Here is a 25,744-nt window from a genome sequence, read left to right as displayed (position 1 = left end):
CGGTGCTCCGCAGTCACAGCCAGTCGGGCGTCGGCAGGTTCCGCGCCTTGAGGAATTCCGGGTTGAACATCTTGCTTTGGTAGCGGGTGCCGTAGTCGCACAGGATGGTGACGATCGTGTGACCCGGCCCCAGCTCCCGGGCCAGGCGAATGGCCCCGGCGACATTGACGCCGGACGAGCCGCCCAGGCACAGGCCTTCGTGCTTGAGCAGGTCGAAGCAGATCGGCAGCGATTCCTCGTCGGGAATCTGGAAGGCGACGTCGACCGGCACGCCCTCGAGGTTGGCGGTGATGCGGCCCTGGCCGATGCCCTCGGTGATCGAGGTGCCTTCGGCCTTCAATTCGCCGGTCTTGTAGTAGCTGTAGAGGGCGGCCCCCGGCGGATCGGCCAGGGCGATCACCACTTTGCTGTTCTGTTCCTTGAGGTATAGCGCCACGCCGCCCAGCGTCCCGCCCGAGCCGACGGCGCTGACGAAACCGTCGATCCTGCCGGCGGTGTCTGCCCAGATCTCCGGCCCGGTGGTCTCGTAATGGCCGCGGCGGTTGGCGACGTTGTCGAACTGGTTGGCCCAGATCGCGCCGTTGGGCTCGCCCGCCGCGATCTCCTCGGCCAGGCGGCCCGAGTATTTCACATAGTTCATGGGGTTGGCGTAGGGCACGGCCGGCACCAGGCGAAGGTCGGCGCCGCACAGGCGCAGCATATCCTTCTTTTCCTGGGACTGGGTCTCGGGCATCACGATGACCGTGCGGTAGCCCAGGGCGTTGCCGACCAGGGCGAGGCCGATGCCGGTATTGCCGGCCGTGCCCTCGACGATGACGCCGCCAGGGCGCAACAGGCCGCGCTCCTCGGCATCGCGCACGATGGCCAGCGCCGCGCGGTCCTTGACCGAGCCGCCGGGATTGAGGAACTCGGCCTTGCCGAGGATCTCGCAGCCGGTCGCCTGCGAGGCGGCGTGCAGGCGGATCAGCGGTGTGTTGCCGATGGTGTCGATGAAATCTTTGCGAATCGCCATGGGGAGGGGTCGATCTGGGGGTTTTTTGAATGTTGCAGCGACCCTAGCGGCGCCTGCCCACCGGTTCAAGCCCAGCGGCGCCGCAGATCGGCCCGATGGAGCGCCAGCCAGTACAGGGCCACCAGGGCGGAAAGGGCCCGCAGGGTGCCGCTTGCCGCCATGGCCAGGGCCTCGTCGACCGCGATCACCCGCACGCGGATATCCTCGCTTTCGTCCGCCGCGCCGTGGACGCCGCCATCGACACCGGCAAGATTGCAGCAGCCCACGAAGATGGTGGTCAGTTCCTTCAGGCCGCCGGGCGAGGGATAGCCGATGCCGGCGCGCGCAAGCGCGGTCAATTCGATGTTCGCTTCTTCCCGGGCCTCGCGGGCCGCCGCCACGTCGGCGGCTTCCCCGTCTTCGGCGCGGCCGGCGATGGCTTCCAGCAGCCAGGGTTCCTCGTCCATCAGATAGGGCGCGATGCGGAACTGCTCGACCAGCAGGATCGAATCGGTCCTGGGATCGTAGGGCAGGACCACCGAGGCGGCGCCCAGTTCCAGCACGTCGCGGCTCACCTCGGCGCTCAATCCGCCGCGGAACAGCGAGTGCCGCAGGCGCAGGACGGATTTTGGATAAAAACCCTTATGCACGGTCTCGTAGGACAGGATCTGGACCGTTCGTTCCATCATCGCCTCTCACAAAAACAAAAGCACTTTCAATGGATTATAGGGAGACTTCAGGTTCTTTGGAACCAACCCCTGAACCTGCTGTTGATTTCCCATGGAATACGCGGGGCCTGCCTCGTGACATCCAAAGTGGTTAAGGAGACTACCATGTATCAGTCCAAGACCTTTGCCGCCTTGGCTCTGGCCGGCGCACTCGGCCTGGGCGCTTGCTCCGGCCTCAATCATCAGGAACGGCGGGCGGTGACCGGCGGTGCCATCGGTGCCGGCGGCGGTGCGCTGGTGGGTGCCTTGACCGGCGGCAGCGCCCTGACCGGCGCACTGATCGGTGGCGGTGCCGGTGCCGCGATCGGTGCCCTGACCGCGGACGATGACGACTACAAGCGCCGCCGTTGATCCGACCCGATCACAAAACCGCAAGCCCCGCCTCCGTCAAGGAGGCGGGGCTTTTTGCCGCCGGGGCCCGGTGATCCCAACGAGATCGATTTCTTCGGTAGCGCGCATGGCCCTCATGCGGCGCCTCACGTTCCCATCCCCCTTGAAGTTGCTCCGCCGTTTGCCGTATGCGTGTTTCTCTCACTGGTAGCATGCAGCACAGGAAAACAATAAGAATGAATAGCAAAGCGTATGCGGCGCTTGCCCGTTACTCGGCAGTGCTCGAGCAATTGGACGCCGGCAGCGTCGCGACGCTTTATCAGGTGATGGACCCGCGTATCCGTTTCAGGGATCCCTTCAGCGAGGTGATGGGCATCGATCGGGTGCAGCTCATCTTCGCCAAGCTCTTCGCCGATTGCTCAGGCATCCGCTTCAAGGTCACCGAACGCTTTGCCAACGGCTCGCAGGGTATCATGGTCTGGACCATGTCCTATCAACTGCGCCGCTGGCCCAAGCGGGATCCCTGGGTCATCAACGGCCTCAGCCAGGTCAGTTTCGATCCGGTGACCGGCCTTGCCGTCCAGCACGTCGATCACTGGGATGCCGGCCAGTTCTATTAACGGCTGCCGCTCCTGGGCTGGATTCTCCGCATCGTCAAACGCCGGATCGAAACCCTGTAGTCCGTTTCACTGATGATCTGCCCCGCCGCCGCGGCGTAAGGCCGCCGATCAGCCCTTCGCGGCGGCCGCCTCGGCCGCCGCGGCCCGGCGCGCCAGCTTGCGTTCCATCAAGGCCCGAAGCTTGGCATGGCGTTCGCGGGTGATCGGGTAGTTCCAGATGATCCAGACCGAGAGCAGGCGCAGGATCGGCGGCACCACCGCGAACAGCACGGTCAGGGCAGCGAGCGCGCTGGCCGGGTTGGTCCGGCCGTCGGCGATGAAGCCATAGTAGCCCAGCAGCGGCAGGGTGATGCCGGCCGCGATCCCGCCGGCCAGCTTGGTCACCATGTTCCACAGCGCGAAATAGAGCCCGGCGCGCTGCTGGCCCGAACGGATCGAATCGATATCGACCACGTCGGCCTGCATCGAGGCGGCCAGGATCTGGTCGCAGCCCAGGCTGAACCCGGTCAGCACCGAGATCACCCCGAAGATCCAGACGTCGCCGACGCCCAGGAACGGCGTGATCAGGAAGATCAGCGCCGACGAGATCATCGAGAAGGCCCAGGTCCGGTGCTTGCCGAAGCGCTCGGCCAGCCGCATCCAGACCGGCACCGCAACGATGCCGGAGATGAAATAGGTCAGCAGCAGATAGGGCCCCGAGGTGCCGGCGCCCAGGACATATTTCACATAGAAGAAGAACAGGGTGGCGACCATCGCCTGGGCGGTCGCGTTCAGCAGGAAGGCGCTGATCAGGCGGGCAAAGGGGCCGTTCTTGCGGATGGCATCGAAGCCCGCGCGCCAGCTATGGACATGGGGGCTGGCGATGACCGCCGGTTCGGGCACCTTCCAGAACAGCAGGCCGATGGCAATCGGCAGGCCGACGATGACGAAGACGGCAATCGCCGCCAGGGTGGCGCCCTGGCCCTCGTAACCCATGGATTTGAGGACGGTCGGCACCGAGGCGGCCAGCACCGTGCCGATCAGCAGGAACAGTTCGCGGATGCCGGCGACCCTGGTGCGTTCGTCGAAGTCGCCAGTCAGCTCGGCGCCCCAGGCGGCATAGGGCACGATGACCATGGTCCAGCTCGCATAGAGCACGATCATCCAGAACAGGAAGTAGCGCCAGGTGATGGTCTCGGGCGGCAGGAAGGTGTGCCAGATGGCAACGATCAGCAGGATCGTGCCGACGAACAACCAGGGCCGCCGCCGCCCCAGCGGGTGTGGAAGCGGTCGGAGATCGTCCCGAAGGTGGGATCGAACAGCGCATCGGCCAGGCGCACCGCAAACAGGATGCCGCCCACCGCCTCGGGGTGGATGCCCCGCTCTTCGGTATAGAAAGGCACGAGGTACAGAAGAAGGGGAATGCCGACCGAGGTCAGGGCCAGGGCGGGCAGACCGTAGAGCCAAACCTGCAAGGCCGGGAGACGAGACTTGAGTGAATCAACCACGCTCTAGTGCTACCTGCATCACATGGATGGGTCCGGGCCCGAAGTCGTGCCGCAGGCATTGCTTCATCGCCGTCCCATTCTTGGTGTTCCTGCACGGCGCGCGGCTGTGAGGTGGCTCACACGTCGCAAGAAATGGAGCGGGATTATGGCCAGTGTTGCCAAAGCCAGCAAGGCGAACATGCCGCCCAGATATTAGCCCTTGGAAAGTGCGACTTGCATCACGTCGATCGATCCGGTGCGAAATCCCGCCTCGCAATAGGTCAGGTAGTAGTTCCACAGCCGGCGGAAGCGTTCGTCGAAGCCCAGGGGCGGATGCGGGTCCAGGCCGCCTCGAAGCGATCGCGCCAAAGCTGCAAGGTCATCGCATAGTCGAGGCCGTGGGTGCTGCGGCCGCGCTCGTGCAGGCGGCGGCGGCGGCCACCTTGGTGAATTCGCTCGGGCTGGGCAGCATGCCGCCGGGGAAGACGTATTTCTGGATGAAATCGACCCCCCGCCGATATTTCGCGAAATGCCGGTCGGCGATGGTGATCACCTGCAGGCCGGCCACGCCGCCCGGCTTCAACCGGTCGCGGAGGCAGCCGAAATAGGTCGGCCAATAGCGCTCGCCCACCGCCTCGAACATTTCGATCGAGGCGATCTTGTCGAACTGGCCCGTAACGTCGCGGTAGTCGGTCAGGCGGACCTCGACCGGTCGGCCAGGCCGGCCTCGAAGATGCGCTTGGCGGCAAAGGCGTGCTGTTCGGCCGAAATGGTGATCGAGGTGACCTTGGCGCCGTGCTGCTTGGCCGCGCGCTCGGCAAAGCCGCCCCAGCCGCAACCGACCTCCAGCACATGCTCGCCGGGCTGCAGGGCGATCTTGCCGGCCAGGAGGTCGTACTTGGCATTCTGGGCTTGTGCCAGATCTTGCCCCGGCTGCTCGAACACGGCGGCGGAATAGGTCATGGTCGGGTCGAGCCATTCGCCGTAGAAGCGATTTCCCAGGTCGTAGTGATGGGCGATATTGCGCCGGCTGCCCGCCTTGGAATTGCGATTGAAGAAATGGCCGATCCGGCTCAACGCCCGGGCCCAGGGCTTGCCGTTCCAGATCTCTTCCAGCATCGCCTCGTTGACGTTCAAGACGCCGAGCAGGGCAGCAAGATCGGGCGTCTCCCATTCGCCGTCCAGATAGCTTCGGCAAAGCCCAGGCCGCCGCGCAGCAGCAGGCGCCGCGACAGCCCCTGGTCGCGCATGATGAAATCGACGCTCGGCCCGGGCGTGCGGCCGCGCAGGGCGACCGTCGGGCCCTCGGGCAGGGTGACCAGGATCGTGCCGTATTCGAGGCGGCGGGCGAGGTGCAGCACCAGCCGTGTCCAGCGGGTCAAGCCGGGCAGGTTCAGCGCCTGGTCAAGTTCGACGATGCCGTGATTGGCGGTTTCCGGGGCGCGATCGGTGGTCGACGACAAGCTCATGAACGTGCTCCGGGGTCGGGGCTTCGGGTTTGGGATGATAGGGCGCACCCTTCAGCCAAAGGCGCAGGGCTTGCCAGTGAATCGCGGCAAACACTTTAAGCGTCATCAACGGGTGGCCAAGAATGGCACGGGCGAGTGACAGATCGGTGAAAGGACGGCGCCGGCCGTCCAGGGTGGCGAGCAGCAGCCGGCCATCCGCGTCGTGCGCGTCGATGGCCACCCGCAGCGTCTCGCCGGGGCGGTTCAGGCGGAAGCATAGTCCGCGGCCATGGCGATGAAGGGCGAGACGTAGAAGCCCTTGGCAGCGTGCTGGCGAATCGTGGCCTCATTGCGATCGGCAACCGCCATGGCATAGGCGTGCTGGCCGCCGAAGGTGTTCTTCACCTCGTAGACGATGGCGCCCAGGCGGCCGTCGCTGGCGAAACAGTAGTAGACCGTCAGCGGATCGAACACGAAGCCCCACAGGCGCGGAAAGCACAGGATGTCGATCGGCCCGCCGGCCAGCCCGCCAAGACCTGCGGCCAGCAATTGCGCTTCGACCCAGGGGCGCAGGGGTGCGCCGTCGCGGGGGCCATGGTCGCGGTCGTGGAACGACAGGACATTGAAGCGATTCCACGAGAACAGGCGCGACCGGCGCGCGGTCTCCCCCAGGCTGTCGAGATCCAGCAGCAGCGAAAAGACACGGTAGCGGAAGGCATGGCGCACGGGCCGCCAGCGGCCGTGGAACACGCGGCCCAGGTAGAGCGCGGCGGATGGGCGGGTGGCGGCGGCGGGCGGCATGGTCACTCCGCCGCGAGCCGGCGTTCGGCTGCCCAGGCCGGCGGCGCGTCCAGCGCATTGGCGACGGCGATCGCGGCACGCAGGCCGTCCTCGTGAAAGCCGTTGCCGCAATAGCTGCCGGCGAACCAGACGCGGTTGGCGCCCTGGATCTCGGCCAGGCGACGCTGGGCGGCGATGGCGGCGGCGTCGAACATCGGATGCTCGTAGTCGAAGCGGGCGAACACCAGATCTTCCCGCAGGTTGCGCGGCGGATTCAAGGACACGAACAGGGGCCGGTCGTGATCGATGTTCTGCAGCCGGTTCATCCAGTAGCAGAGCGAGACCGTGCGGCACTCGTCCCGGCGATCGGCCCGCGAGGAGAGGTAGTTCCAGCTCGACCAGATGGCGCGGCGCCTGGGCATCAGCGTCGGGTCGCGATGCAGCACCGCGTGATTGCCGGCATAGCGGAAGGCGCCCAACAGGCGCCGTTCGGCGTCAGTGGGTGTGGCCAACAGTTTCAGCGCCTGGTCGCCATGGGTCGCCAGCACCACCTCGTCGAAGCGGTCCTGGTGACCGCCGGCATCACGCAGCGTAACCCCGAAGGCATCGCGTTCGATCGCCACCACGGGGCAGGCGAGGCGCACCCGGGCGCCCAAGGCCGCTGCGATCCTGTTCACATAGCGCTGGCTGCCGCCCCGCACCGTGCGCCACTGGTGACGATCGTCGAGGCCGCGCAGCAGCGCGTGGTTGTTGAAGAAACGGATGAAGCTGGCAGCCGGAAAGGCCATCATGTCGGCCGCCGGGGTCGACCAGATCGCCGCGCCCATGGGCAACAGGTAGTCGCGCCTGAAAGCGTCGCCATAGCGGCCGCGGGCGATATAGTCGCCCAGGCTCAGGTCGCCCAGGCCGCCGGTGCCCAGGTCGATCGCGGCCTGGCGATTGAAGCGCGCGATGTCGCGCAGCATGCCCAGGAAACGGGGACGTGCCAGGTTGCGCTTCTGCGCGAACACGGTACGCAGATTGTCGCCCGCCCATTCCAGCGCCCCGTCACCGGCGGAGACCGAGAAGCTCATGTTGCTCGCGTCGGTCTCGACCCCCAGGTCGGCGAACAGGCGCGCGAGTTCGGGGTAATTGACCTCGTTATAGACGATGAAGCCGGTATCGACGGCGATCCCGGCCCCGTCGTAATCGACCGTGACGGTGTTGGCGTGGCCGCCCAGGCGGGCGTCCTTCTCGTAGACCACGACGTCGTGGCGATCTTTCAGGAAATAGGCGGCGGCAAGGCCGGCAATGCCGGTGCCGACCACGGCGATGCGCCTGGGGCCTGCCATGCCGCCGTCATGGGCCCGGCCACGATCGATGATGGGGAAACTGGCGTCTGCTGGCATCTCGATGTCACGTGCGTGTTCAAACGCTATACGCGCAGCAATGCGGGATGGATTTGCCTGGGGCTATCCCGCGACTCTACGACAGCTTGCCGACCTGGGTGTTCGTGCTCATGGCAGCGGGCCGGTCGGTCGCAATCCCGTTCATCGGCTGAGCAGGATGGCCAGGCCCGCCGCCAGCAAGATCACCACGAAGAAGCCGATGAAGGCCAACCGCAAGCGCTTCAGATAGGGCTGCGCCTGGTCGGTGAACAGGTCGGGCCGGGTCAGCACCCGGCTGGTGACCAGCAAGCCCAGCAGGGAGGTCTCGGGCCGGCGATGTTGCAGGGCCTGGAGCATCGAGACCACGGCGAGCAGCCACAGGCCGCCGGCAGCCAGGGCAATCGCGGTGATCAGCAGGGTATCCAGCCAGTTCATGGCCAGCAGGATAGCGCGACCGCGAGAAAGCGAAAGGACGGACCACAGAACCGGCGATCAGGCCTGTTCGTCCGGTTCGTCGCTGCCTTCCAGTTTTGTCCGCAGCGCCGTGACGACGCGGTGGACGGTCTCCATGTCCTTGATCGAGAGGCCGTCCGAGAGGTGGTTGATCCAAGGCGCCTGCAAGCGCATGGCCGCCTCGAAGGCGCGTTTTCCCTTGTCGGTCAGCACGACGAGCTGCGCCCGCCGGTGGTGCGGGTTGGCCTCAAAGGCGACGAACCCGTCCTTGTGCAGATCGTTGACGATCCGCTGCACGTTCTGGCGATTGGCACCTAAGTCGCGGGCGAGCCACGCCACCGGCTGGGGGCGCCCGGCGGCGGTGATGGCGCCCAGGATCTGCCAGCGCGCGCTGGTCAAGCCCAGGCCGGCAACCAGCCGGTCGCCCGCGGCGAGCATGCGGCTGTTCAGCCGGAACAGGTCGAGGACGAGATCGCTCAAGGCATCGCCGGCCGGGGTTCGCTTGGTAGCGCGCATTGGTCATCCTGCAGCGTTATTGACATCATGATGTCGATTCAGTATAGGTATATAATACCATATTGACACGATGATGCCAATTAGACGGAGCCAGCCATGTCCCTGATACGCCCCCTCGATCCTGCCTTTCCGATCGAACGCCAGGTCGCGATCGATGCCGCCGCCGTCGTCCTGGTGAACGTCTTCACGCTCGACAAGGCCGACGAGCAGACCTTCCTCCGGGTGTGGCAGGACGATGCGGCATTCATGAAGCAGCAGCCGGGCTTCATCTCGACCCAGCTTCACCGCGCCATCGGCGAAAGCCCGACCTATCTCAACTATGCGATCTGGGAATCGACGGCCGCCTTCCGGGCCGCCTTCACCCATCCGGCATTCCGGGCAAAACTCTCCGCCTATCCGCCCTCGGCAATTGCCTCGCCGCACCTGTTCCAGAAGCTCGCAGTCCCGGGCATCTGCGTCGCCTAGAGCCGCTCTCCGAAAAGCTGACGATTGAGGGTGGGTTGCGGACATGGCGATGCAATCGCCACCGGAGTTCCTTCATCGATTGAGGGTGGTGGGCGAGCAGGCGCGGTAATCTGGCGCTAGAAGATCAGGTTTTTGAGCTGACGGGCACTATCGACGATCCGACGAATGACGACGACGTTTTCGGCTTCCCGGTCTTCGTAGATGATCCACCAGCGCATCACGGCCGTGAAGCGAAGGATTCTCCCGTCAGGTGCCTTTCGGCGCGCTCCCATGCCTGGCATGGCAGTCAGAAGATCGATGCGGTGGAAGATTTCGCCGCGGATGCGGGCAGCCCTGAGGGCACCATCCTTGCTGCGAATGTACTCTTCGATCTCGTCGAGGTCAGCCTCGGCCGCCGAAAGAAACTTCAATCGCCGCTGCGTCATACACAGAAAACTGCGCTCAGGTTTGTGTGGTGTAGCGGCGGCGATACTTCTCGGCGAAGTAGTCATGGAGCTCCGCAGCAGTACCTTCGCGGTATTCCCCACGGGCGAGCTGCTCGTCCCCTTCGCGCAGGGTTTCCATCAGGGCGTCTTGGTTACGCTCCAACCAAACGTCGAGGTCAGCGCCGGTAGGTGCGGGCCCGAAATCCTGCTCGAGGTCGCCGGCGTCGAGACGGCGCTCCAACGCATCGAGCGCTTCTCGAATCTTGGCGATTTCCTGTCGGGCCGTCGTGGTCATGATCCAATCATACCCGGTGCCTGTCGGCGGTCAAATTGGCTTAGATGGTATTGGTGATGTGATTGTCGCGGCCCGGCGGGCAAGGGCAAGGGACTGACCGCGTCGATTGCTGCCCCGATTGCCCCAAAACGCATCAGGGGTCAGGGATTGCTTCCTGACCCCTGATCAATCTGGCTCCCCGGGCCGGATTCGAACCAGCGACCAACCGGTTAACAGCCGGTTGCTCTACCACTGAGCTACCGAGGAACAGCCGGCTTGCCGGCTAAGCTCGTTTCCGCCACTGCGGAAGGCGCGCTTTATACACCGCGATTCGACGCGATGCCAAGCGCATTTAATCCCTGGAGGCGACGGCCGGAATCGAACCGGCATACACGGATTTGCAGTCCGCTGCGTAACCATTCCGCCACGTCGCCGTTTCGGGAAGACGGGCGATATACCAGAGCAGCCGGACCCGCGCAACCAAGCAGCGGCCGGCGGCGCGACTATTTCAGGTCGTGCTGCCGGGCAAAGGTCGCTTCATCCAGGCGGCTGCCGCGCGCATCGATGATCTCGATATCCCAGAAGTTCTGGTCGCGCAGCTCGCGGGCCTTCTTCAGGGCCGCGATTGCGTCTTCGCGCTTCAGCGCGATTGCCCCGATCGTGTTGCAGGCAACGATGCTGTATCCCAAGGCGGGCCTCCCTTGTTTTGCGGCCCATTCTACAAGAAGAAGGACGGCGATGCGAAGCGCCATCGACGGTCGTGCAACAGAATTGACGCATTGCACCAAGGGCGCTTTCGGGCGCGTTGTCAGGCGCCGGGCGACCTCGTATAAGTCCTTGGAGCCCATCACCCAATCGGATCACATCAATGGCAGATTTCCTCGCCCTCCGGCGCCTGATGCTGGAGAGCCAGATCAAGCCGAACCGGGTCACCGATACCCGCGTGCACGAGGCGATCTTCGCCGTGCCGCGCGAGCGCTTCGTGCCCGAGCTTCTGAAATCCGTCGCCTATGTCGACGAAGACATCAGCCTGGGCGGCGGCCGCTACCTGATCGAGCCGCGGGTCTTTGCCCGCATGCTTCAGGAAGCCGGCATCGCCGGCCATGAAAAGGTGCTCGATGTGGGCAGCGGCACCGGCTACACCGCCGCCGTGCTCGGCCATCTCGCGGCCGACGTGGTGGCCCTGGAAGCCGCGGCCGACCTGGCAACCCAGGCCCGCGCGACCCTGGCCGAACTGGGCCTGGTCAATGTCGCGGTGGTCGCGGGCGACCTGGCCAAGGGCCATGCCGCCGGCCAGCCCTACAACGTGATCCTGATCGAGGCGTCGGTCCCGGACGTGCCGCCGGCCTTGTTCGAGCAACTGGCGGAAGGCGGCCGCCTGATCGCCGTGCTGCGTGACGGCCCCATGGGGGTCGCCACCTTGTTCACCAAGGCGGGCGGCATCGTCGGCCGCCGGCCCCTGTTCGACGCCGCGACCCCCATCCTGCCGGGCTTCGAGCGCGCGCCCGCCTTCGTTTTCTGAAGGCGCGCGCGATGAGCGAGATCGAACTCCCGGTCGAAGCGCTGGCGGCCAGGCTCGAGGCGGGCGAGACGCCGATGATTCTCGACGTGCGCGAGCCGTGGGAATTCGAGATCTGCCATCTGGACGGCGCCGTGAACGTGCCGCTGGGCACCCTGGAGCGCGGGGTGGACCCGGCCGAACTGGCCGATGGCCGGACGGTGGTGGTGGTTTGCCATCACGGGGCCCGCAGCCTGCGGGCGACCTTGTGGCTGCGCTCGAAGGGTGTCGAGGGGGCGATCAACCTGACCGGCGGCATCGATCGCTGGGCCGGCGTCGTCGACCCTGGAATGGCGCGTTATTGATCCCCATCATATAATGCGCGTCGGCCATGCGTTGCCCGAGTTGTCAGGGTGGCGGCGCGACTATAGGTTTGTGCGGCAATTACCCTCGCGACGCGCCTGCGTGTCGTGCCGGTTCAAGGTCGGGACGGTGAAGATGGCCAAGCGTTTGGTGAGCCTCGTTGCAATCATGGCAATCAGCGGCGTGGTGCCCGCCTGGGCCGAATCGCTGCCTGAAGCCCTGTCGACGGCCTATGCGACCAACCCGACGCTGGAGGCGCAGCGCGCCGCCCTGCGCGCGACCGACGAGGAAATCGCCAAGGCCCTGTCGGGCTGGCGGCCCACGGTGGTGATCAACGGGGCGGGTGGTTACGCCTCGGTGGACTCCAGGACCCCCTCAACGAACCCCTCACGGGTGCGCCGATAACGGCGAAGCGTTCAGAAGACCTCAACCCTTGGTCCGTTTCGCTGCAAGGTTCGCAGCCGCTTTATCGCGGCGGTCGAACCGTGGCCGAAACCAGTGCCGCCGACAACCAGATCCAGGCCGGTCGCGGCCAGTTGAACTCCGTTGAACAGAGCGTGCTGCTGGCGGTCGTCCAGGCCTATGTCAACGTCATCACCAACCAGGCGGTGGTGGAGTTGAACGAGAAGAACGTCGAAGTGCTGCGTCGCGAACTGGAAGCCAGCCAGGATCGCTTCCGTGTCGGCGAAGTGACCCGCACCGACGTCGCCCAGTCCGAAGCGCGTCTGGCGGAATCCGTGTCGCAGCTCGAAGTTTCGAAGGCCGATCTCGACGGGGCACGGCAGGCCTACGAGCGCGTCGTGGGCAATGCGCCGGGTACACTCGCGGCCCTGCCTTCGCTGCCGCCGCTGCCGCCGACCGCTGAAGAAGCTCGGGCCATTGCCGTGGCAGAGAATCCTGACCTTATCACGGCGCGTTATGTTGAATTAGCGGCCCGCGACGGCATCGACGTTGCCATCAGCACGATTCTGCCCCAGGTGGATCTGGTGGCCGAATTATCGCGGGCCGAAGAACAGAGCACCAATGGATCGCGCACGGATCAAGCGGCCTTGCAGGTCCAGGTGACCGTGCCGCTGTACCAGTCCGGCGCCGAATACGCCACCATCCGCCAGAACCAGCAAACCGCCAGCCAGCGCCTGTCGCAGGTCTCCGAGACCCAGCGCACGGTGATCGAGTCGGCCTCGAACGCTTTCGACCAGCTCGAAGCGGCGCGGGCCGTGATCGTCTCGCAGAAGCAGGCGGTCGCCGCCAACAGCCTAGCGCTGGAAGGCGTGCGGCAGGAATCCTCGGTCGGCTCGCGCACCGTGCTCGATGTCTTGAACGCCGAACAGGAATTGCTCAATTCCCAGGTCGCCCTGGTGCGGGCCCAGGGCGACGAATATATCGCCGCCTTCACCTTGCTGTCCGCCGTGGGCCGCCTGACCGCCCAGAACCTGAATCTGTCGGGCGACCGCTACGATCCCGTGAAGCACTATGACGAGAGCCGCGGCCGCTGGTTCGGCTTCGATTGATGACACGCCGTTGACAGAAAACGCGCCCGCCTCTTTCTTTCGGTGGGTGCGTGCCGTAGCTTGGGCGGTCGCTGGGGACGCCTGAGCGGCGGGGATTAAGAGATGACGGATGAGTTGAAGCGGGAAGGCGAGGGCGCAAAGGGTGCCGCCGACCCGACCATGGAAGAGATTCTGGCCTCGATTCGGCGGATCATCGCCGAAGACGGCGACGGTCGGCCCGAGGGGGCCGCCACCGATGCCGAGCCGGCCGGCGATGCCCCTAGAGACGCTCCGAGGGACGCGCCCAGGGACACCCCCGGCGAAATCCTCGACCTGACCGAGATGGTGGCCGACGACGGCAGCGTCGTCTCGCTGAGCCCCCATCCCGAACCCGATACGCCTGCCGACGCCCCCTTCGCCGGTCCGGCGCTGGTGCCGGATCCGGCACCCCTGCAGAATTTCGTGGCGGAAGACGATGAAGACGAGCCCGTCCCGCCGATGCTCTTGAACGAGAAGGACAGCCCGATGTCCGGTGCCGTGCCGCCCGCTGAACGCCTGGTATCGGAAACGATCGCAAGCCAGGCCCGCAATGCCTTTGCCCAGGTCGCCCAGGCCAGCCGGCCGCCGGCCGGGACGCGCCGCGCGGACGGCGACGCCCGCTCGGTCGAGGAGGTGGTCGAGGACCTGCTGCGGCCGATGCTCAAGGATTGGCTGGATACCCACCTGGCCGGGATCGTCGAGCGTTGCGTGGCCGAGGAACTGGCGCGCATTTCCGGGCGCGATCCCAACCTCTGAATCCTGGGGCGTCACGCCCCGCCGCATTGCGCCGGCCGCGCCGACAAGGCGTGGCGGCTGCGCTATCGAGATACGTCATGCTTAAGAAGACCTACGACCCCGCCGCCGTCGAACCCCGCCTCTATGCCCAGTGGGAGGCCTCGGGCGCCTTCGGCGTGGGCAAGCGCACCGGTGGTGAGCCCTACACCATCGTGATCCCGCCGCCCAACGTCACCGGCAGCCTGCACATGGGCCACGCCCTGAACAACACGCTGCAAGACATTTTGGTGCGCCTGCAGCGGATGCGCGGGCGTGACGTGCTGTGGCAGCCGGGTACCGACCATGCCGGCATCGCCACCCAGATGGTGGTGGAACGCCAACTGGCCCAATCGGGCGAGAACCGCTCGCGCCGGGACCTCGGCCGCGCAGAATTCATCAAGCGCGTCTGGGCCTGGAAGGAAGTCTCGGGCGGTACCATCACCGGCCAGTTGCGCCGGCTGGGGGCGTCGTGCGACTGGAGCCGCGAACGCTTCACCATGGACGAGGGCCTGAGCGCCGCGGTGCGCAAGGTCTTCGTCACCCTGTACCGCGACGGCCTGCTCTACAAGGACAAGCGCCTGGTCAACTGGGACCCGCAGCTTCTCACCGCGATTTCCGACCTCGAGGTCGAGAGCCGCGAGGTGAAGGGCCACCTCTGGCACATCCGCTATCCCATCGAAGGCACCGACGACTTCGTCACCGTGGCGACGACGCGGCCCGAAACCATGCTGGGCGACAGCGGCATCGCCGTCCATCCCGACGACGAGCGCTACCGCCACCTGGTCGGCAAGTTCGCCATCCTGCCCCTGGTCGGCCGGCGCATCCCCATCGTCGCCGACAGCTATTCCGACCCCGAGAAGGGCACCGGCGCCGTCAAGATCACGCCGGCCCATGATTTCAACGATTTCGAGGTCGGCAAGCGCCACAACCTCGAACAGATCTCGATCCTCGACATCCATGGCAGGATCGTCACCGACGAGGCGGTGCCGGCGGCCTATCGCGGCCTCGATCGCTTCGACGCCCGCAAGCAGATCGTCGCCGACCTGGAAGCCCAGGAATATCTGGTCGAGGTCAAGGACCACGTCCTGATGCAGCCTTTCGGCGACCGCTCGGGCGTGGTCATCGAACCCCTGCTGACCGATCAGTGGTATGTCGATGCCAGGACCCTGGCCCGGCCCGCCATCGCGGCCGTGGAAAGCGGCGAGACCACGTTCGTTCCCAAGAACTGGGACAAGACCTATTTCGAGTGGATGAACAACATCCAGCCCTGGTGCGTCTCGCGCCAGCTCTGGTGGGGCCACCAGATCCCGGCCTGGTACGGTCCCGACAACCATGTCTTCGTCGAGGAGACCGAGGCCGAGGCGGTAGCAGCGGCCAAGGCCCACTATGGCCGTGACGTGGCGCTCATCCGCGACGAGGATGTGCTCGACACCTGGTTCTCCTCCGCCCTGTGGCCGTTCTCGACCCTGGGCTGGCCGGAACAGACCGATATCCTGAAGCGTCACTACAAGACCGATATCCTGGTGACCGGCTTCGACATCATCTTCTTCTGGGTTGCCCGGATGATGATGATGGGCCTGCACTTCATGAAGGAAGTGCCGTTCCACACGGTCTATATCCACGCCCTGGTGCGTGACGAGAAGGGCCAGAAGATGTCCAAGTCGAAGGGGAACGTCATCGATCCCCTCGACCTGATCGACAAATACGGCGCCGATGCCCTGCGCTTCACCCTGACGGCCATGGCCGCCCAGGGCCGCGACATCAAGCTTAGCACCCAGCGGGTCGAGGGCTACCGCAACTTCGCCACCAAGCTGTGGAATGCCGCGCGTTTCTGCGAGATGAACGAATGCCGCATCGCGCCCGGCTTCGAGCCCAAGGCGGCGACAGGCACCATCAATCGCTGGCTACTGGGCGAGGCGGAACGGGTGACCGCGGCGCTGAACGAGGCGCTCGACGGCTATCGCTTCAACGAGGCGGCGGCGGCGATCTATCAGTTCGTCTGGGGCACCTTCTGCGACTGGTATCTGGAACTGATCAAGCCCGTGCTGAACGGCGAGGACGACGCGGCCAAGGCCGAAACCCGCGCCACCGCGGCCCATGTCTTCGACCGCATCCTGGTCCTGTTGCACCCCTTCATGCCCTTCATCACCGAAGAACTGTGGGCCCAGACCGCGGAAGGCGCCGGCATCGCGCGGCCGAGTACCCTGATCCTGGCCGACTGGCCCCAGGTCGACCGCAGCCTGATCGATCCGGCCGCCGACGGGGAAGTCGAATGGGTGATCCGCCTGATCTCGGAGATCCGCGCCCTGCGCGCGGAATCGAATGTCCCGGCCGGGGCGAAGCTGAACCTGGCGCTGGTCGGCGCCGACGACGGCGTCACCGCGCGGGTCGGCCGCCACCGCGATCTGATCCAGCGCCTGGCCCGGCTGGAGGCGATCGACTTTGTCGCCGCCGCGCCCAAGGGTTCGGTCCAGCTCGTCATCGAGGGGTCACCGCGGCCCTGCCGCTGGGCGATGTCATCGACCTGGCGGCCGAGCGCAAGCGCCTGGAGAAGGAGATCGCCAAGGCCGACCAGGAACTGGCCAAGATCGCGGCCAAGCTGGGCAATGCGGCCTTCATCGCCAAGGCCGCGCCGGAAGTGATCGAGGAACAGCGCGAACGCCAGGACGAGACCGCGCGGGCGCGCGCCAAGCTGGTCGAAGCCCTGGCCCGCCTCACCGCGAGCAGCTGAGCTGGGGATCCATCTCGCAGGCGCGCCGTGCGTCCTTCGAGACGGCCCTTCGGGCCTCCTCAGGATGAGGAAAATCTTTATGGCACAAAGACTTGCCTCATCCTGAGGAGCCATGCGAAGCGTGGCGTCTCGAAGGACGCACAACGCCTCCCCAATCCGCCTACCAGAACCGGCTCGGTAACGGAAAATAAAGGCTCTGCGGCGCAGGCTGTCCCGTTCGATTTTTTCCTGTTGCTTCGGTCGGGGAGCCTGCGCATGTCGTTCGTCGCGAGGGGGCCGCGGCAGGAGTTTGTGTCGGTGGCGCCCCGGGCGCTGCTGGTCTGTATCCTGTGTGTTTTGGGCGCGGTTCTCTCCTTGATGATCCTAGATCGCCTGCTGGTGGTCGCCGGGATCCTGCCGGATGAGACGGTGCAGGATCCGGCCGCCGCCGCGCAGATGAGGGTCAGCATCGATTTCTGGAAGCGGGCCCAGTCCGGCCTGCTGGGGCTCGTCGCACTCGCCGTTCTCTATTTCCTGCTGGGCTGCCGCCACAACCTGCCGGCCCTGGGAGTCAGCGACGCCGTCTGGCCGGTGCTGACCGCCGCCGTGCTGTGGTGCCTGCCGGTGATCAATCTGTTTTTCGCCACCTTGCTGCTGCGCGAGGCCTGGCGGGCCAGCGATCCCTTCCGGGCGCAATCGCTGTTCGTGAACTGGCGCCAGTCGCCTTCCACCGCCGTGGCCGGCGTCTGGCTGGCGGCGACCGTCGCGGCCCTGGCCCTGACCTTCCTGCCCCTGCTGGGGTGGTGCCGCGGGGACGGGGGCTGATGGCGCCCGAGGTCGTCGGCAGCGTCGCCGAGGTGCTGTGGCTGATGTCCTACAGCTCGATCGCCCTGGTCGTCTCGGGCATTTCCCGGCGGCAGGACCTGCGCGCCGCCCGCGCCGACGTCGCCGCCCTGCCGGCCTGGGCCCGCAGTTAGAGGCCTATTCCGCCACCGCCGCCGTCTTCCACGGCGTGGGCGCCGGCACGGGGCAGGGGCCTTCCACGTCGATGGTGGTGAAATCCGCCGGGCCGACCACTTCGAGATATTCCATGTCCGGCGAGTAATCGAACAGGTAGTGGGTGATGCCGGGGCGCTGGTGGACGCAGTCGCCGGCCGAGACCAGCGTCTCCTTGTCCTCGTACATGAAGCGCGCCCAGCCCTTCAGCATGATCACGATATGGAAATCGGCCTTGTGGCGGTGCCAGCCCGTACCCTCTTGCGGCGGCTCGTTGGCGCGCACCAGTTGGGCGATGACCTTGCCGCCGGTGGCGGCGGCGATGCCTAAGTCGCGATACTGGAAGAAATCGCGCAGGCCCTCGCCGACGAACGGCGTATCGCCCGGCTTCACATGAGAGAAAGTGTTCTCGTCTGACATGGCACGCTCCTACCGACGCCGGCGGACAACAGGCTCACGTTCTCGGGTGCCATCGGTCGGACAGGCCGCGGCGGCGTCGGGCAGGACCCGTCGCCGATGGCTTGAGCGATCAGTGTTGCTGATTATGCTGCACTGCGCAAACCGGTATCTCGCGCCCGCCGCAGAAATTTGCCCCCGGGAACCGGTCGGATCCCCGGGGGCAGGGTCGTTACAGGGTGCTCATGCCGCCGTCGATCACCAGTTCCGCGCCGACGGTGAAGGCCGACTCGTCGGAGGCCAGGAAGACCACGGCCTTGGCGATCTCGCCGGGTTCGCCGAAGCGGCCCGCGGGGATCTGGGACTTGATGTAGTCCGCGGTCTTCTGCAGATCGTCGTTGGACATGCCGAGCTTGCCGTAGAGCGGGGTCGAAATCGGCCCGGGGCTGACCGCGTTCACCCGGATGCCGCGGCCGATCAACTCGCCCGAGAAGGTCCGCGCCAGCGAGATCAGGCCGGCCTTGCTGGCGGCATAGACGCTGGAATTGGGCATGCCGATATTGGCGTTGATCGAGGTGTTCAGCACGATCGAGGCGGGTTTGGCCAGGATCGGCAAAAGCGCCTGGAGCAGGAAATAGGGGCCCTTCAGGTTCACCGCGATGGTGCGGTCGAAACCTGCCTCGTCCCAGGCCTCGATCGGTTTCAACTGGGCGATGCCGGCGTTGATGAAGACCGCGTCGAGCTGGCCGAAGGCCTCGCCGACCGCCTGGGCCAGCCTTTTCTGGTCGGCCACGCTGCCGGCGTCGCCCTGGAGGACCAGGGCATCGCTGCCTAGGATCTCGCGGGCCTTGGCGATGGTCTCCGGGTTGGTGCCGGTGACCGCGACGCGGGCCCCCTCGGCGATGAATTGCTGCGCGGTTTCCAGGCCGATGCCGCTGGTCCCGCCGGTGATCAGGGCGCGCTTGCCGATAAGACGGTTCATGATTCTGCTCCTTCGATTTCTGGGGTTACTTGAGGAAGTTGACGAGAGCGGGGATGACGAGTGCGGGCGCCTCGTCGATCAGCCAGTGGCCCGAGCCGGGGATGATCACACCCTCGACATTCTGGGCGACCAGCCTGGTCTGATCGATCAGGACGGTGCCGCTGGCCTTCTCGCCGGTCAGGACCAGGACCGGCATGGTCAGCTTGGTTTCAGCAAGTGCTGCAAAATCGGCGGCGTCCTTCTCGAAGTTGCGGAAGTATTCAAAGCCCGCCTTCATGCCGCCCGGCTGGGCATAGGCCGCGGCATAGACCTGCCGGTCCTCTTCCGAGACCGAATGCTTGGGATCGGCGGCGAAGTCGTTCCAGAAGTGCTCGAAGTAGATCCGCTCGCGGCCGGCGACCAGGGCCAGCGGGGTGGGGCCGTAGAAGTGGAAGTGCCACAGGTCGCGCAGCAGCCAGACATCCTTCCAGTTGCCGATGCCGGGCAGGAAGGCATCCATCAGGACCAGGCGCTCGGTCGCTTGCGGGAATTGGGCGGCGAAGGCATAGGCGACCATCAGGCCGATGTCGTGGCCGACCACCTGCACCTTGTCGAAGCCGAGCTGGGTGACCAGGTCGTGGATGTCGACCGCCAAGGTCTTCTTGTCGTAGCCGCCCTCGGGCTTGGCCGAGGCACCGGCGCCGCGCAGGTCGGGCACGATCACCGTGTGGTTCTTGGCCAGCAAGGGCATCAGGGGCGTCCACATGTGGCTGGTCTGGGCATAGCCGTGGAGCAGGACGATAGCGCTGCCCTGGCCGCCGATCGCGTAGTGGATGCGGGTGCCGTTCACCTCCGCATCGGCTTCCCGGAAGCCGGCGGGGACCTTGCCGGTGGCGGCGAAGACGGGCGCCGCGGCGAGGGTGAGGGCGGCAGCGCCGGCCAGCAGGCTGCGGCGGGAAGGGGTCAGGTCGTTGATCATTTGAAGTCTCCTGTCCGAATGAGGCTCGGCGCTGCGGTGCCGATGGGCAGAAGGTATTGTTCATTTTATACTGGATCGATGGTGCAGAACTGATTTAGTAGTTCAGCTTTTATGAATGATCGGTGATGGATCGGCTGCGCGCCTACGAAATCTTCGCGACCGTCGTCTCGACGGGCGGCTTTGCCCGCGCGGCGGAGGCTCTGAACACCTCGCCGGCCAACGTCACCCGTTATGTCAGCGAGCTCGAGGCCTATCTCGGCACGCGCCTGCTGAACCGCACCTCGCGGCGCGTCTCGCTCACCGAGGGCGGCCAGGCGCTGTACGAGCGCAGCAAATCGATCCTGGACGATGTGGCCGAGACCGAGGCACTGGTCTCGGCCGCCACCCTGCGGCCCCAGGGCCGGCTGCGGGTCAACGCGCCGCTCAGCTTCGGCGTCCTGCACCTGGCGCCGCTGTGGCCGCGGTTCTTGGATCGCTACCCGGCGGTGGAACTCGACGTGGCGCTGTTCGACCGGGTGGTCGACATCGTCGACGAGGGCTTCGACCTCGCCATCCGGATTTCGCGCGCCGGCTCCACCACCCATATCGCCCGCCGGCTCGCCGTCTCGCGCAACATCGTCTGCGCCTCGCCCGGCTATCTGGCCCGTCATGGCACGCCTATGGTGCCGGACGACCTGCGCGGCCACGCTTGCGTCGGCTATACCTACGCTTCGACCGGGGACGAATGGCATCTCCTGGACGCGGTCGGCGTCGACCATGCGGTCAAGGTCAACTATGTGATGCTGACCAACAACGGCGACACCGCACGGGCGGCGGCGATCGCCGGGCGCGGCATCATCTGGCAGCCCACCTTCCTGATCGGGGAGGATCTGCGCCAGGGCCGCCTGGTGCCGCTGCTGCCGGGCTTCCGCATGCCCGACATCGACGTGCAGGCAATCTTCCCCAGCCGCCGCCACCTGAGCGCCAAAGTGCGCGTGATGATCGATTTCCTGGCCGAAGCCTTCGCCGGCGTGCCGCCATGGGACCGGCCTGGGTAATGCCACCGGTTTCCCTCGCCCCGCTTGCGGGGAGAGGGCAGGGTGAGGGGCTGCCAGGGGCTGGCCGTGCCCGATCCGGTCAGGACAAGGTGTGGCCCCGCGACCCCTCACCCCAGCCCTCTCCCCGCACGCGGGGCGAGGGAGTGCGCAGGAGGCTCACACCCCGTCGGGCACCGTGTCGCTGCCCCATTCGTCGTGATGGGGGATGCCGTCGTTGCCCAGCACGATCCAGGGCAGCTTGTTGGCGACCCAGGTGTGATACTCGGGCGTAACCCGATCGGGCTCGTCCAGCGTGGCGCAGGTGATGTCAATTTCGTCGGCCAGCTCGACGAAGCGGAAGGTGAGCTGGCTGCCGCAATCGGGGCAGAACTGGCGCACCGCCCGCGGCGACCAGGCGTAGTCCTTCGGGCTGTCCTGGTTGAACGAGAAGGCCGCGCGCGGCACCGTCGACCAGGTGACGAAGCCGGCGGCATTCGCCCGGCGGCACAAGGTGCAATGGCAATGGCTGGTCGAGAGCGGCGGGGCGATGACGCGGTAGCGCAAGCGCCCGCACAGGCAGCCGCCGGTCAACGGGTCGTCGGCCGTGATCGGGCGCATGGTGTCCTCCCTGGTTCTGCCGGCAGCATGCCACCGCGGGCGCCGGCAGAGTAGGGAAGGATCAGGACGCGCCTGGCAGCACGGCGTTGCCGGCGGCAATCGCATTGCCGCCGCTGTCCTTGAAGGCCGTCGTCCAGGTCTCGTGAATGCCCATGTCGCCGTGCTTCCAGGGATGGAAGCCGGGAAGGTAGTAGGCAAAGTAATGCGGCAGCAGGCGGGGATAGAGGCCGCCCCAGCCATAGAGCCACCACAACCCGCGCAGCCACATGGCGAGCGGCTTTTCGGGCCGGTCGACCTTGAACATGCGGTGCATGATGACGAAGACGTGGAGCGGGAAGCCCAGCGAGGCCATCAGCATGGCCGAGATCCGGGTGAGGTAGCTGCCGCGGGCGACCTTCTTGAAGACGTCGAAGGCGACCGCCTTGTGCTCGATCTCCTCGATGGCGTGCCAGGCGTACATGGCGCGGATGCGCGGGTCGGCCTTCTGCATCATGTCGGTCGCGAAGAAGCCGTGGGCCATCAGGGCCGTGAGGTGTTCCGAGGCCGCCGTCTGGGCCAGCGTGAAAACCTTGGGGAAGCGCTTGCGGAAGGTCTCGTTCAGCAGTTGCTTCTGTTCTTCCAGCTCCCGGTCGACATCGATGCCTTGCGCCTTCAGCCGGTCGTTGAAGCGCGTATGCACCATGCCGTGCTGGCCTTCCTGATAGACGAAGCCGCGCACCTGTTCCGCCAGGGCCGGGTCGTCGATCTTGTCGTGATAGTCGCGCACGCAGGCGATGAAGAATTTCTCGCCCTCGGGAAACAGCAGGGACATGGCATCGAAGAACCGGGTCTTGAACGGGTCGCCGCCCATCCAATAGCGGGGAATGTCGCCGTCCAGGCCGAAATCCGGGCCCTTGCGGGGGATGATGGCGGCGTCGGTCTGGTGCTGCTGGTCCATGGGGTCGCCTTCTCTAAGCCCTGCCCAATCTAGGGGCGGGTTGTCGCCGGCGATATGACCGCAGCCCCAAAAGGGAACATTTGGTGCCAATGGCTCAGCGTTCGGTGCGCCCCTTGGCCCGGAAGGCGCGGGGTGTTTGCCCGGTCCAGCGGACGAAGGCGCGGGTGAAGCTGCGCCGGTCGGAAAAGCCCAGGTAGTCGCTCAAGGCTTCGATATCGCCGCGGTCGTCGTCCAGATAGGCCATGGCCAGTTGCTGGCGGACCCGGGCCTGGAGTGCGGCAAAGTTCTCGCCTTCCTCGGCCAGGCGGCGTTGCAGGCTGCGGCTGGGCCAGGCCATGGCCTGGGCCGTCGCGGCCAGCCCGCCGCCCAGCAGCGCCGGCTTGGCTCGCAAGGTCGCCTCGACGGCGGCGGTGACCCCGCTATAGCGCGGGCGATGGGCCATCCGGCGCTCGATACGGTACTCCGCCTGGCGATGCAGCACGGGGACGCCGCCCCGCAGCGGCCGGTCCAGCAGGTCGCGGTCGAACTCGATCGCGTTCTCGCGCTGCTCGAAGGCGACCGGCAGCTTGAAGAAGGCCCGGTACTTCGCCGCATGGGCCGGGGCGGGATAGGTCAGGCAAAGGCGGTGGAACGGGTGTTGCTGGTCCAGCAGCCGGCGGGCGAACTTCAGGATCGCGGCGAACAGCGATTCGGCGAAATAGGGTGTCGCCTCGGTCGGGTGATCGCTGCGCAGGATCAGCCTCGCCACCGCGCCGTCCTCGCGCAGGTCGACCGCCAGCATGGGGTTGATGAAGGCCCGCACCAGGTCGAACACCGGCAGGGCCTGGCGCAGGGTCGGGCTGGTGGTCACGAAGACCTCGATATCGGGCATGTATTCGAAGGCGAAGGTCTCGCCCAGCGCGAAGGGGAAGTGGCCCCGCTTGGCCAGGGCCACGGCCGCGGTCATCACCTGGATGATCTGCGACGGCCGCACGGTGGCGCTTTCCAGGTGGATCAGGTCGATGTCGATGCCGGCCTGGGCGAACAGAGGCGTAACGTCAAAGCCACACAGCGCTGCCGCCTTCAGCCAGTTGGGCAAGGTCATGAACGGGATGGGGGGTCGAACGGGGGGCAGGCTCCATCGGCGCCCCCACCGGCCCTCAGATATCCAGCTTGCACCACACCGGGGTGTGGTCGGACGGGCGTTCGCGCTCACGCGGGGCCTTGTCGACCCCGGCATCCAGCAGGCGGTCGGCGGCCTGGGGCGAAAGCAGCAGGTGGTCGATGCGCAGGCCGTTGTTACGCTGCAGCGCGCCACCCTGATAGTCCCAATAGGTGTAGCGCCTGGGCCCGGGATCGATCGCCATCAGGGCATCGGTATAGCCCAGATTGACGATCCGCCGCAGCGCCGCGCGGGATTGCGGCTGGCACAGGGCATCGTCGCGGAAGGCGAAAGGATCGTAGACGTCGCCGTCGGTCGGGCAGACGTTGTAGTCGCCCGCCAGCACGGTGGGTTCCTCCAGCGCCAGCAGGCCGGCGGCGTGGTCGCGCAGGCGCGCCATCCAGCCCAGCTTATAGGAAAACTTGTCGGTATCGATCGGGTTGCCGTTGGGCAGGTAGATCGAGGCGACGCGCAGGCGCCCGCCGATCAGGGCCTGGACGTAGCGGGCCTGTTCATCGGCCTCGTCGCCGGGCAGGCGGCGCTCCTCGACCTCGATGCTCTCCTTGGCCAGGATCGCGACGCCGTTGTAGGTCTTCTGGCCCACGGCGACGATGTTGTAGCCGGCATCACCGATTTCCGGCAGGTCGACGTCGATCGTCTTCAGTTCCTGCAGGCAGACGACATCGGGCTGCGCCTCGCGCAGCCAATCGGTGAGGTTGGTCAGGCGTGCCTTGACCGAATTGACGTTGAAGCTGGCGACCCGCATCGGGCGGGTCAGACCGCGAAGGACGAGCCGCAGCCGCAGGACGAGGAGGCGTTCGGGTTCTTCACCTGGAACGACGCCCCCATCATGTCCTCGACATAATCGATGACCGAACCGGCCAGCAGGTCGAGCGAGACCGAATCGATGCGCACCGTGGCGCCGCCTTTCTCGATCAGCAGGTCGTCGTCCATCACCTGGTCGTCGAAGGCAAAGCCGTACTGGAAGCCCGAACAGCCGCCGCCCGAAACCGACACCCGCAGGAACACGTCGGCCCCGCCGTCTTCTTCCCTCAAGAGGAAGGCGACGCGCGCGGCAGCGCTGTCGGTCAGGCCGACAGTACGGCCGTCGCCGGGGGGCGGAAGCAGGGCGCCATCAGCGCCCGAGGCAGCTTGCGTCGCGGTCATGGAATACCCCTGGCCGGACAGCCGGCCGCGGACAAAGGTTAACGTCGTTGCTTAAACATAGGATTGTGGCGCCGGATGTCAATTTGTCGCCCGCGCGGTGCAGTCCTGCGGATGGCGGGGAGCAGTGTCCGGGCGTAGCGTAGATTGAAGATTGTATTGGATTCGTGGGGTGCGTCCTTCGAGACGCCACGCTTAGCATGGCTCCTCAGGATGAGGTAAGCCTTTGTGCCATAAAGATTTTCCTCATCCTGAGGAGGGTGCGAAGCACCCGTCTCGAAGGACGCAGGCTGGATTTGCAGGTAACTGCTGCGGAGGCCCTCAAATGCCGATCACCCTGCTGGCGCTGGCGGTCAGCGTCATTTTCGCCGTGCTCGGCCTGATCCACGCCTATTGGGCCATTCGTGGTGATATCGGCAGCCTGTCGGCCGGCGTGCCCTATGTCGATGGCAAGCCGGCCTTCAACCCGGGCCGCGGCTTGACCTTGCTCGTGGCGGCGGCGCTGCTGGGCTGCGCACTGCTGGTCGCTGCGGTGGGCGGCCTGGTCGATCTGCCCTTGGCCCACTGGCTGCTGGTCTGGGCCGCGTTCGCCCTTGCCCTGGTCCTGTTCGCGCGGTCGATCGGCGATTTCCGCCTGGTCGGCTTCTTCAAGAAGATCCGCAACAGCCGCTTCGCCCGCCTCGACACCCGCTATTACTCGCCCCTGTGCCTGGGCTTGGCGGCGGGTGTCTTTGCGGTTGCCTGTGCCGCGGCCTAAGAGCCGTTTGCGACCGGGCGCCGACCCTAGTAGTTTCGCGGC

30 protein-coding genes, 2 tRNA genes and 4 pseudogenes are annotated in these 25,744 nt (G+C 66.1%); 13 read left to right on the top strand and 23 right to left on the bottom strand.

The genetic code is table 11. The features are described 5' to 3' along the window. Positions 1-13: 13 nt before the first annotated feature. Both D3874_RS12175 and D3874_RS12170 read right to left on the bottom strand, forming a co-directional pair. On the bottom strand, positions 14-1,012 hold the full coding sequence (locus tag D3874_RS12175; RefSeq protein WP_119778322.1) for a cysteine synthase A: 999 nt from the start codon (positions 1,010-1,012) through the stop codon (positions 14-16). Between the two features lie 65 nt (positions 1,013-1,077). After that, the gene (locus tag D3874_RS12170; protein WP_119778321.1) at positions 1,078-1,680 is read right to left on the bottom strand and encodes an NUDIX domain-containing protein; all 603 of its coding nucleotides are present in this window, start codon (positions 1,678-1,680) and stop codon (positions 1,078-1,080) included. Between the two features lie 144 nt (positions 1,681-1,824). Here D3874_RS12170 and D3874_RS12165 point away from each other — a divergent pair, with 144 nt between their 5' ends. Together D3874_RS12165 and D3874_RS12160 are read left to right on the top strand one after the other, a co-directional pair. Further along, entirely contained in the window at positions 1,825-2,070 is a 246-nt protein-coding gene (locus D3874_RS12165; RefSeq protein WP_119778320.1) for a YMGG-like glycine zipper-containing protein, read from the top strand. A 215-nt stretch (positions 2,071-2,285) separates the two neighbouring features. Continuing rightward, positions 2,286-2,669 (top strand): nuclear transport factor 2 family protein, encoded by a 384-nt coding sequence (locus tag D3874_RS12160; protein ID WP_158595959.1) that lies wholly within the window; start codon positions 2,286-2,288, stop codon positions 2,667-2,669. A gap of 108 nt (positions 2,670-2,777) precedes the next feature. On the opposite strand, the pseudogene D3874_RS12155 reads toward D3874_RS12160, so the two are convergent. The 8 genes and pseudogenes from D3874_RS12155 to D3874_RS12130 form a co-directional block, all read right to left on the bottom strand. After that, positions 2,778-4,051, bottom strand: a pseudogene (locus tag D3874_RS12155) (MFS transporter). 297 nt (positions 4,052-4,348) lie between these two features. After that, positions 4,349-4,504, bottom strand: a complete 156-nt coding sequence (locus D3874_RS31185; protein ID WP_199699034.1) for a class I SAM-dependent methyltransferase — start codon at positions 4,502-4,504, stop codon at positions 4,349-4,351. 10 nt (positions 4,505-4,514) lie between these two features. Continuing rightward, a pseudogene (locus D3874_RS30280) lies at positions 4,515-5,254 on the bottom strand (class I SAM-dependent methyltransferase). A gap of 14 nt (positions 5,255-5,268) precedes the next feature. Further along, entirely contained in the window at positions 5,269-5,604 is a 336-nt protein-coding gene (locus D3874_RS29240) for a hypothetical protein (protein ID WP_199699032.1), read from the bottom strand. Then, positions 5,540-6,384: pseudogene (locus D3874_RS31590) on the bottom strand (DUF1365 domain-containing protein). Before D3874_RS31590 ends, D3874_RS29240 begins: the two are co-directional and overlap by 65 nt. A gap of 2 nt (positions 6,385-6,386) precedes the next feature. Continuing rightward, positions 6,387-7,751: an NAD(P)/FAD-dependent oxidoreductase gene (locus tag D3874_RS12140; RefSeq protein WP_233559924.1), complete on the bottom strand. Its 1,365-nt coding sequence runs from the start codon at positions 7,749-7,751 to the stop codon at positions 6,387-6,389. A gap of 141 nt (positions 7,752-7,892) precedes the next feature. Next, positions 7,893-8,165: a hypothetical protein gene (locus D3874_RS12135; protein WP_119778317.1), complete on the bottom strand. Its 273-nt coding sequence runs from the start codon at positions 8,163-8,165 to the stop codon at positions 7,893-7,895. 57 nt (positions 8,166-8,222) lie between these two features. Continuing rightward, complete coding sequence (locus tag D3874_RS12130) at positions 8,223-8,699, bottom strand: MarR family winged helix-turn-helix transcriptional regulator (protein WP_119778316.1); 477 nt, start codon at positions 8,697-8,699, stop codon at positions 8,223-8,225. Positions 8,700-8,795: 96 nt separating this feature from the next. On the opposite strand from D3874_RS12130, the gene D3874_RS12125 reads away from it, so the two are divergent. Beyond that, positions 8,796-9,164, top strand: a complete 369-nt coding sequence (locus D3874_RS12125; protein WP_119778315.1) for an antibiotic biosynthesis monooxygenase family protein — start codon at positions 8,796-8,798, stop codon at positions 9,162-9,164. A 116-nt stretch (positions 9,165-9,280) separates the two neighbouring features. Here the strand turns inward: D3874_RS12125 and D3874_RS12120 are convergent, their stop codons facing one another. From D3874_RS12120 to D3874_RS12100, 5 genes are all read right to left on the bottom strand, one after another. Beyond that, positions 9,281-9,574, bottom strand: coding sequence for a type II toxin-antitoxin system RelE/ParE family toxin (locus D3874_RS12120; RefSeq protein ID WP_158595956.1), 294 nt, complete (start codon positions 9,572-9,574; stop codon positions 9,281-9,283). A 31-nt stretch (positions 9,575-9,605) separates the two neighbouring features. Continuing rightward, positions 9,606-9,884 (bottom strand): hypothetical protein, encoded by a 279-nt coding sequence (locus D3874_RS12115; protein WP_119778313.1) that lies wholly within the window; start codon positions 9,882-9,884, stop codon positions 9,606-9,608. 171 nt (positions 9,885-10,055) lie between these two features. Continuing rightward, positions 10,056-10,130 (bottom strand) — tRNA-Asn (locus tag D3874_RS12110). A gap of 93 nt (positions 10,131-10,223) precedes the next feature. Then, positions 10,224-10,297, bottom strand: a tRNA-Cys gene (locus D3874_RS12105). A gap of 69 nt (positions 10,298-10,366) precedes the next feature. Next, a complete protein-coding gene (locus D3874_RS12100; protein ID WP_147385631.1) occupies positions 10,367-10,615 on the bottom strand; it encodes a hypothetical protein in 249 nt (82 codons plus the stop codon). Between the two features lie 116 nt (positions 10,616-10,731). Between D3874_RS12100 and D3874_RS12095 the strand changes: the two genes are divergently transcribed. The 8 genes and pseudogenes from D3874_RS12095 to D3874_RS28540 all read left to right on the top strand — a co-directional run bounded on the left by D3874_RS12095 (position 10,732) and on the right by D3874_RS28540 (position 17,714). Next, positions 10,732-11,385, top strand: a complete 654-nt coding sequence (locus tag D3874_RS12095; RefSeq protein ID WP_119778311.1) for a protein-L-isoaspartate O-methyltransferase family protein — start codon at positions 10,732-10,734, stop codon at positions 11,383-11,385. A gap of 11 nt (positions 11,386-11,396) precedes the next feature. Next, entirely contained in the window at positions 11,397-11,726 is a 330-nt protein-coding gene (locus D3874_RS12090) for a rhodanese-like domain-containing protein (protein WP_119778310.1), read from the top strand. Between the two features lie 133 nt (positions 11,727-11,859). After that, positions 11,860-12,129, top strand: coding sequence for a TolC family protein (locus D3874_RS31170; RefSeq protein WP_158595955.1), 270 nt, complete (start codon positions 11,860-11,862; stop codon positions 12,127-12,129). Then, on the top strand, positions 12,036-13,235 hold the full coding sequence (locus tag D3874_RS12080; RefSeq protein ID WP_119778308.1) for a TolC family outer membrane protein: 1,200 nt from the start codon (positions 12,036-12,038) through the stop codon (positions 13,233-13,235). The genes D3874_RS31170 and D3874_RS12080 overlap by 94 nt, the downstream gene beginning before the upstream one ends. A gap of 102 nt (positions 13,236-13,337) precedes the next feature. Continuing rightward, complete coding sequence (locus tag D3874_RS12075) at positions 13,338-14,009, top strand: DUF2497 domain-containing protein (protein ID WP_119775134.1); 672 nt, start codon at positions 13,338-13,340, stop codon at positions 14,007-14,009. A gap of 77 nt (positions 14,010-14,086) precedes the next feature. Continuing rightward, positions 14,087-16,758: pseudogene (locus D3874_RS12070) on the top strand (valine--tRNA ligase). 255 nt (positions 16,759-17,013) lie between these two features. Next, a complete protein-coding gene (locus D3874_RS12065; protein WP_119778307.1) occupies positions 17,014-17,562 on the top strand; it encodes a hypothetical protein in 549 nt (182 codons plus the stop codon). After that, positions 17,562-17,714 carry a hypothetical protein gene (locus D3874_RS28540; protein WP_158595954.1) on the top strand — a complete coding sequence of 51 codons (153 nt, stop codon included), beginning with the start codon at positions 17,562-17,564 and terminating at the stop codon, positions 17,712-17,714. The genes D3874_RS12065 and D3874_RS28540 overlap by 1 nt, the downstream gene beginning before the upstream one ends. Positions 17,715-17,718: 4 nt before the next feature. On the opposite strand, the gene D3874_RS12060 is transcribed toward D3874_RS28540, so the two are convergent. The 3 genes from D3874_RS12060 to D3874_RS12050 form a co-directional block, all read right to left on the bottom strand. Further along, a complete protein-coding gene (locus D3874_RS12060; protein WP_119778306.1) occupies positions 17,719-18,153 on the bottom strand; it encodes a cupin domain-containing protein in 435 nt (144 codons plus the stop codon). A 208-nt stretch (positions 18,154-18,361) separates the two neighbouring features. Further along, positions 18,362-19,111, bottom strand: coding sequence for an SDR family oxidoreductase (locus tag D3874_RS12055; protein ID WP_119778305.1), 750 nt, complete (start codon positions 19,109-19,111; stop codon positions 18,362-18,364). 25 nt (positions 19,112-19,136) lie between these two features. Further along, positions 19,137-20,069, bottom strand: coding sequence for an alpha/beta fold hydrolase (locus D3874_RS12050; RefSeq protein WP_119778304.1), 933 nt, complete (start codon positions 20,067-20,069; stop codon positions 19,137-19,139). A gap of 125 nt (positions 20,070-20,194) precedes the next feature. Between D3874_RS12050 and D3874_RS12045 the strand changes: the two genes are divergently transcribed. Beyond that, positions 20,195-21,106 (top strand): LysR family transcriptional regulator, encoded by a 912-nt coding sequence (locus D3874_RS12045; protein WP_119778303.1) that lies wholly within the window; start codon positions 20,195-20,197, stop codon positions 21,104-21,106. 156 nt (positions 21,107-21,262) lie between these two features. Here D3874_RS12045 and D3874_RS28535 read toward each other — a convergent pair whose 3' ends face one another. From D3874_RS28535 to erpA, 5 genes are all read right to left on the bottom strand, one after another. Next, positions 21,263-21,703 (bottom strand): GFA family protein, encoded by a 441-nt coding sequence (locus D3874_RS28535; RefSeq protein ID WP_158595953.1) that lies wholly within the window; start codon positions 21,701-21,703, stop codon positions 21,263-21,265. 61 nt (positions 21,704-21,764) lie between these two features. Then, on the bottom strand, positions 21,765-22,640 hold the full coding sequence (locus D3874_RS12035) for a metal-dependent hydrolase (protein WP_119778301.1): 876 nt from the start codon (positions 22,638-22,640) through the stop codon (positions 21,765-21,767). Between the two features lie 94 nt (positions 22,641-22,734). Then, entirely contained in the window at positions 22,735-23,724 is a 990-nt protein-coding gene (locus tag D3874_RS12030; protein WP_158595952.1) for an AraC family transcriptional regulator, read from the bottom strand. A 55-nt stretch (positions 23,725-23,779) separates the two neighbouring features. Beyond that, positions 23,780-24,547 carry an exodeoxyribonuclease III gene (gene xth / locus D3874_RS12025; RefSeq protein ID WP_119778299.1) on the bottom strand — a complete coding sequence of 256 codons (768 nt, stop codon included), beginning with the start codon at positions 24,545-24,547 and terminating at the stop codon, positions 23,780-23,782. 8 nt (positions 24,548-24,555) lie between these two features. Continuing rightward, positions 24,556-24,948: an iron-sulfur cluster insertion protein ErpA gene (gene erpA, locus D3874_RS12020; protein WP_119778298.1), complete on the bottom strand. Its 393-nt coding sequence runs from the start codon at positions 24,946-24,948 to the stop codon at positions 24,556-24,558. Between the two features lie 322 nt (positions 24,949-25,270). Here erpA and D3874_RS12015 point away from each other — a divergent pair, with 322 nt between their 5' ends. Beyond that, positions 25,271-25,702 carry a DUF3995 domain-containing protein gene (locus D3874_RS12015; protein ID WP_119778297.1) on the top strand — a complete coding sequence of 144 codons (432 nt, stop codon included), beginning with the start codon at positions 25,271-25,273 and terminating at the stop codon, positions 25,700-25,702. Positions 25,703-25,744 lie beyond the last annotated feature (42 nt).

Source organism: Oleomonas cavernae, assembly GCF_003590945.1.
In the GTDB taxonomy this organism is placed as follows: Bacteria; Pseudomonadota; Alphaproteobacteria; order Zavarziniales; family Zavarziniaceae; genus Zavarzinia; species Zavarzinia cavernae.
This window is presented reverse-complemented; position numbering and strand designations above follow the sequence as displayed.

Excerpts from the sequence above, each read along its gene's own strand:
- D3874_RS12175 (WP_119778322.1), bottom strand. The coding sequence starts at position 1,012 with ATGGCGATTCGCAAAGATTTCATCGACACCATCGGCAACACACCGCTG.
- D3874_RS12170 (WP_119778321.1), bottom strand. The coding sequence starts at position 1,680 with ATGATGGAACGAACGGTCCAGATCCTGTCCTACGAGACCGTGCATAAG.
- D3874_RS12165 (WP_119778320.1), top strand. The coding sequence starts at position 1,825 with ATGTATCAGTCCAAGACCTTTGCCGCCTTGGCTCTGGCCGGCGCACTC.
- D3874_RS12160 (WP_158595959.1), top strand. The coding sequence starts at position 2,286 with ATGAATAGCAAAGCGTATGCGGCGCTTGCCCGTTACTCGGCAGTGCTC.
- D3874_RS29240 (WP_199699032.1), bottom strand. The coding sequence starts at position 5,604 with ATGAGCTTGTCGTCGACCACCGATCGCGCCCCGGAAACCGCCAATCAC.
- D3874_RS12140 (WP_233559924.1), bottom strand. The coding sequence starts at position 7,751 with ATGCCAGCAGACGCCAGTTTCCCCATCATCGATCGTGGCCGGGCCCAT.
- D3874_RS12135 (WP_119778317.1), bottom strand. The coding sequence starts at position 8,165 with ATGAACTGGCTGGATACCCTGCTGATCACCGCGATTGCCCTGGCTGCC.
- D3874_RS12130 (WP_119778316.1), bottom strand. The coding sequence starts at position 8,699 with ATGCGCGCTACCAAGCGAACCCCGGCCGGCGATGCCTTGAGCGATCTC.
- D3874_RS12125 (WP_119778315.1), top strand. The coding sequence starts at position 8,796 with ATGTCCCTGATACGCCCCCTCGATCCTGCCTTTCCGATCGAACGCCAG.
- D3874_RS12115 (WP_119778313.1), bottom strand. The coding sequence starts at position 9,884 with ATGACCACGACGGCCCGACAGGAAATCGCCAAGATTCGAGAAGCGCTC.
- D3874_RS12100 (WP_147385631.1), bottom strand. The coding sequence starts at position 10,615 with ATGGCGCTTCGCATCGCCGTCCTTCTTCTTGTAGAATGGGCCGCAAAA.
- D3874_RS12095 (WP_119778311.1), top strand. The coding sequence starts at position 10,732 with ATGGCAGATTTCCTCGCCCTCCGGCGCCTGATGCTGGAGAGCCAGATC.
- D3874_RS12090 (WP_119778310.1), top strand. The coding sequence starts at position 11,397 with ATGAGCGAGATCGAACTCCCGGTCGAAGCGCTGGCGGCCAGGCTCGAG.
- D3874_RS31170 (WP_158595955.1), top strand. The coding sequence starts at position 11,860 with ATGGCCAAGCGTTTGGTGAGCCTCGTTGCAATCATGGCAATCAGCGGC.
- D3874_RS12075 (WP_119775134.1), top strand. The coding sequence starts at position 13,338 with ATGACGGATGAGTTGAAGCGGGAAGGCGAGGGCGCAAAGGGTGCCGCC.
- D3874_RS12065 (WP_119778307.1), top strand. The coding sequence starts at position 17,014 with ATGTCGTTCGTCGCGAGGGGGCCGCGGCAGGAGTTTGTGTCGGTGGCG.
- D3874_RS28540 (WP_158595954.1), top strand. The coding sequence starts at position 17,562 with ATGGCGCCCGAGGTCGTCGGCAGCGTCGCCGAGGTGCTGTGGCTGATG.
- D3874_RS12060 (WP_119778306.1), bottom strand. The coding sequence starts at position 18,153 with ATGTCAGACGAGAACACTTTCTCTCATGTGAAGCCGGGCGATACGCCG.
- D3874_RS12055 (WP_119778305.1), bottom strand. The coding sequence starts at position 19,111 with ATGAACCGTCTTATCGGCAAGCGCGCCCTGATCACCGGCGGGACCAGC.
- D3874_RS12050 (WP_119778304.1), bottom strand. The coding sequence starts at position 20,069 with ATGATCAACGACCTGACCCCTTCCCGCCGCAGCCTGCTGGCCGGCGCT.
- D3874_RS12045 (WP_119778303.1), top strand. The coding sequence starts at position 20,195 with ATGGATCGGCTGCGCGCCTACGAAATCTTCGCGACCGTCGTCTCGACG.
- D3874_RS28535 (WP_158595953.1), bottom strand. The coding sequence starts at position 21,703 with ATGCGCCCGATCACGGCCGACGACCCGTTGACCGGCGGCTGCCTGTGC.
- D3874_RS12035 (WP_119778301.1), bottom strand. The coding sequence starts at position 22,640 with ATGGACCAGCAGCACCAGACCGACGCCGCCATCATCCCCCGCAAGGGC.
- D3874_RS12030 (WP_158595952.1), bottom strand. The coding sequence starts at position 23,724 with ATGACCTTGCCCAACTGGCTGAAGGCGGCAGCGCTGTGTGGCTTTGAC.
- xth (WP_119778299.1), bottom strand. The coding sequence starts at position 24,547 with ATGCGGGTCGCCAGCTTCAACGTCAATTCGGTCAAGGCACGCCTGACC.
- erpA (WP_119778298.1), bottom strand. The coding sequence starts at position 24,948 with ATGACCGCGACGCAAGCTGCCTCGGGCGCTGATGGCGCCCTGCTTCCG.
- D3874_RS12015 (WP_119778297.1), top strand. The coding sequence starts at position 25,271 with ATGCCGATCACCCTGCTGGCGCTGGCGGTCAGCGTCATTTTCGCCGTG.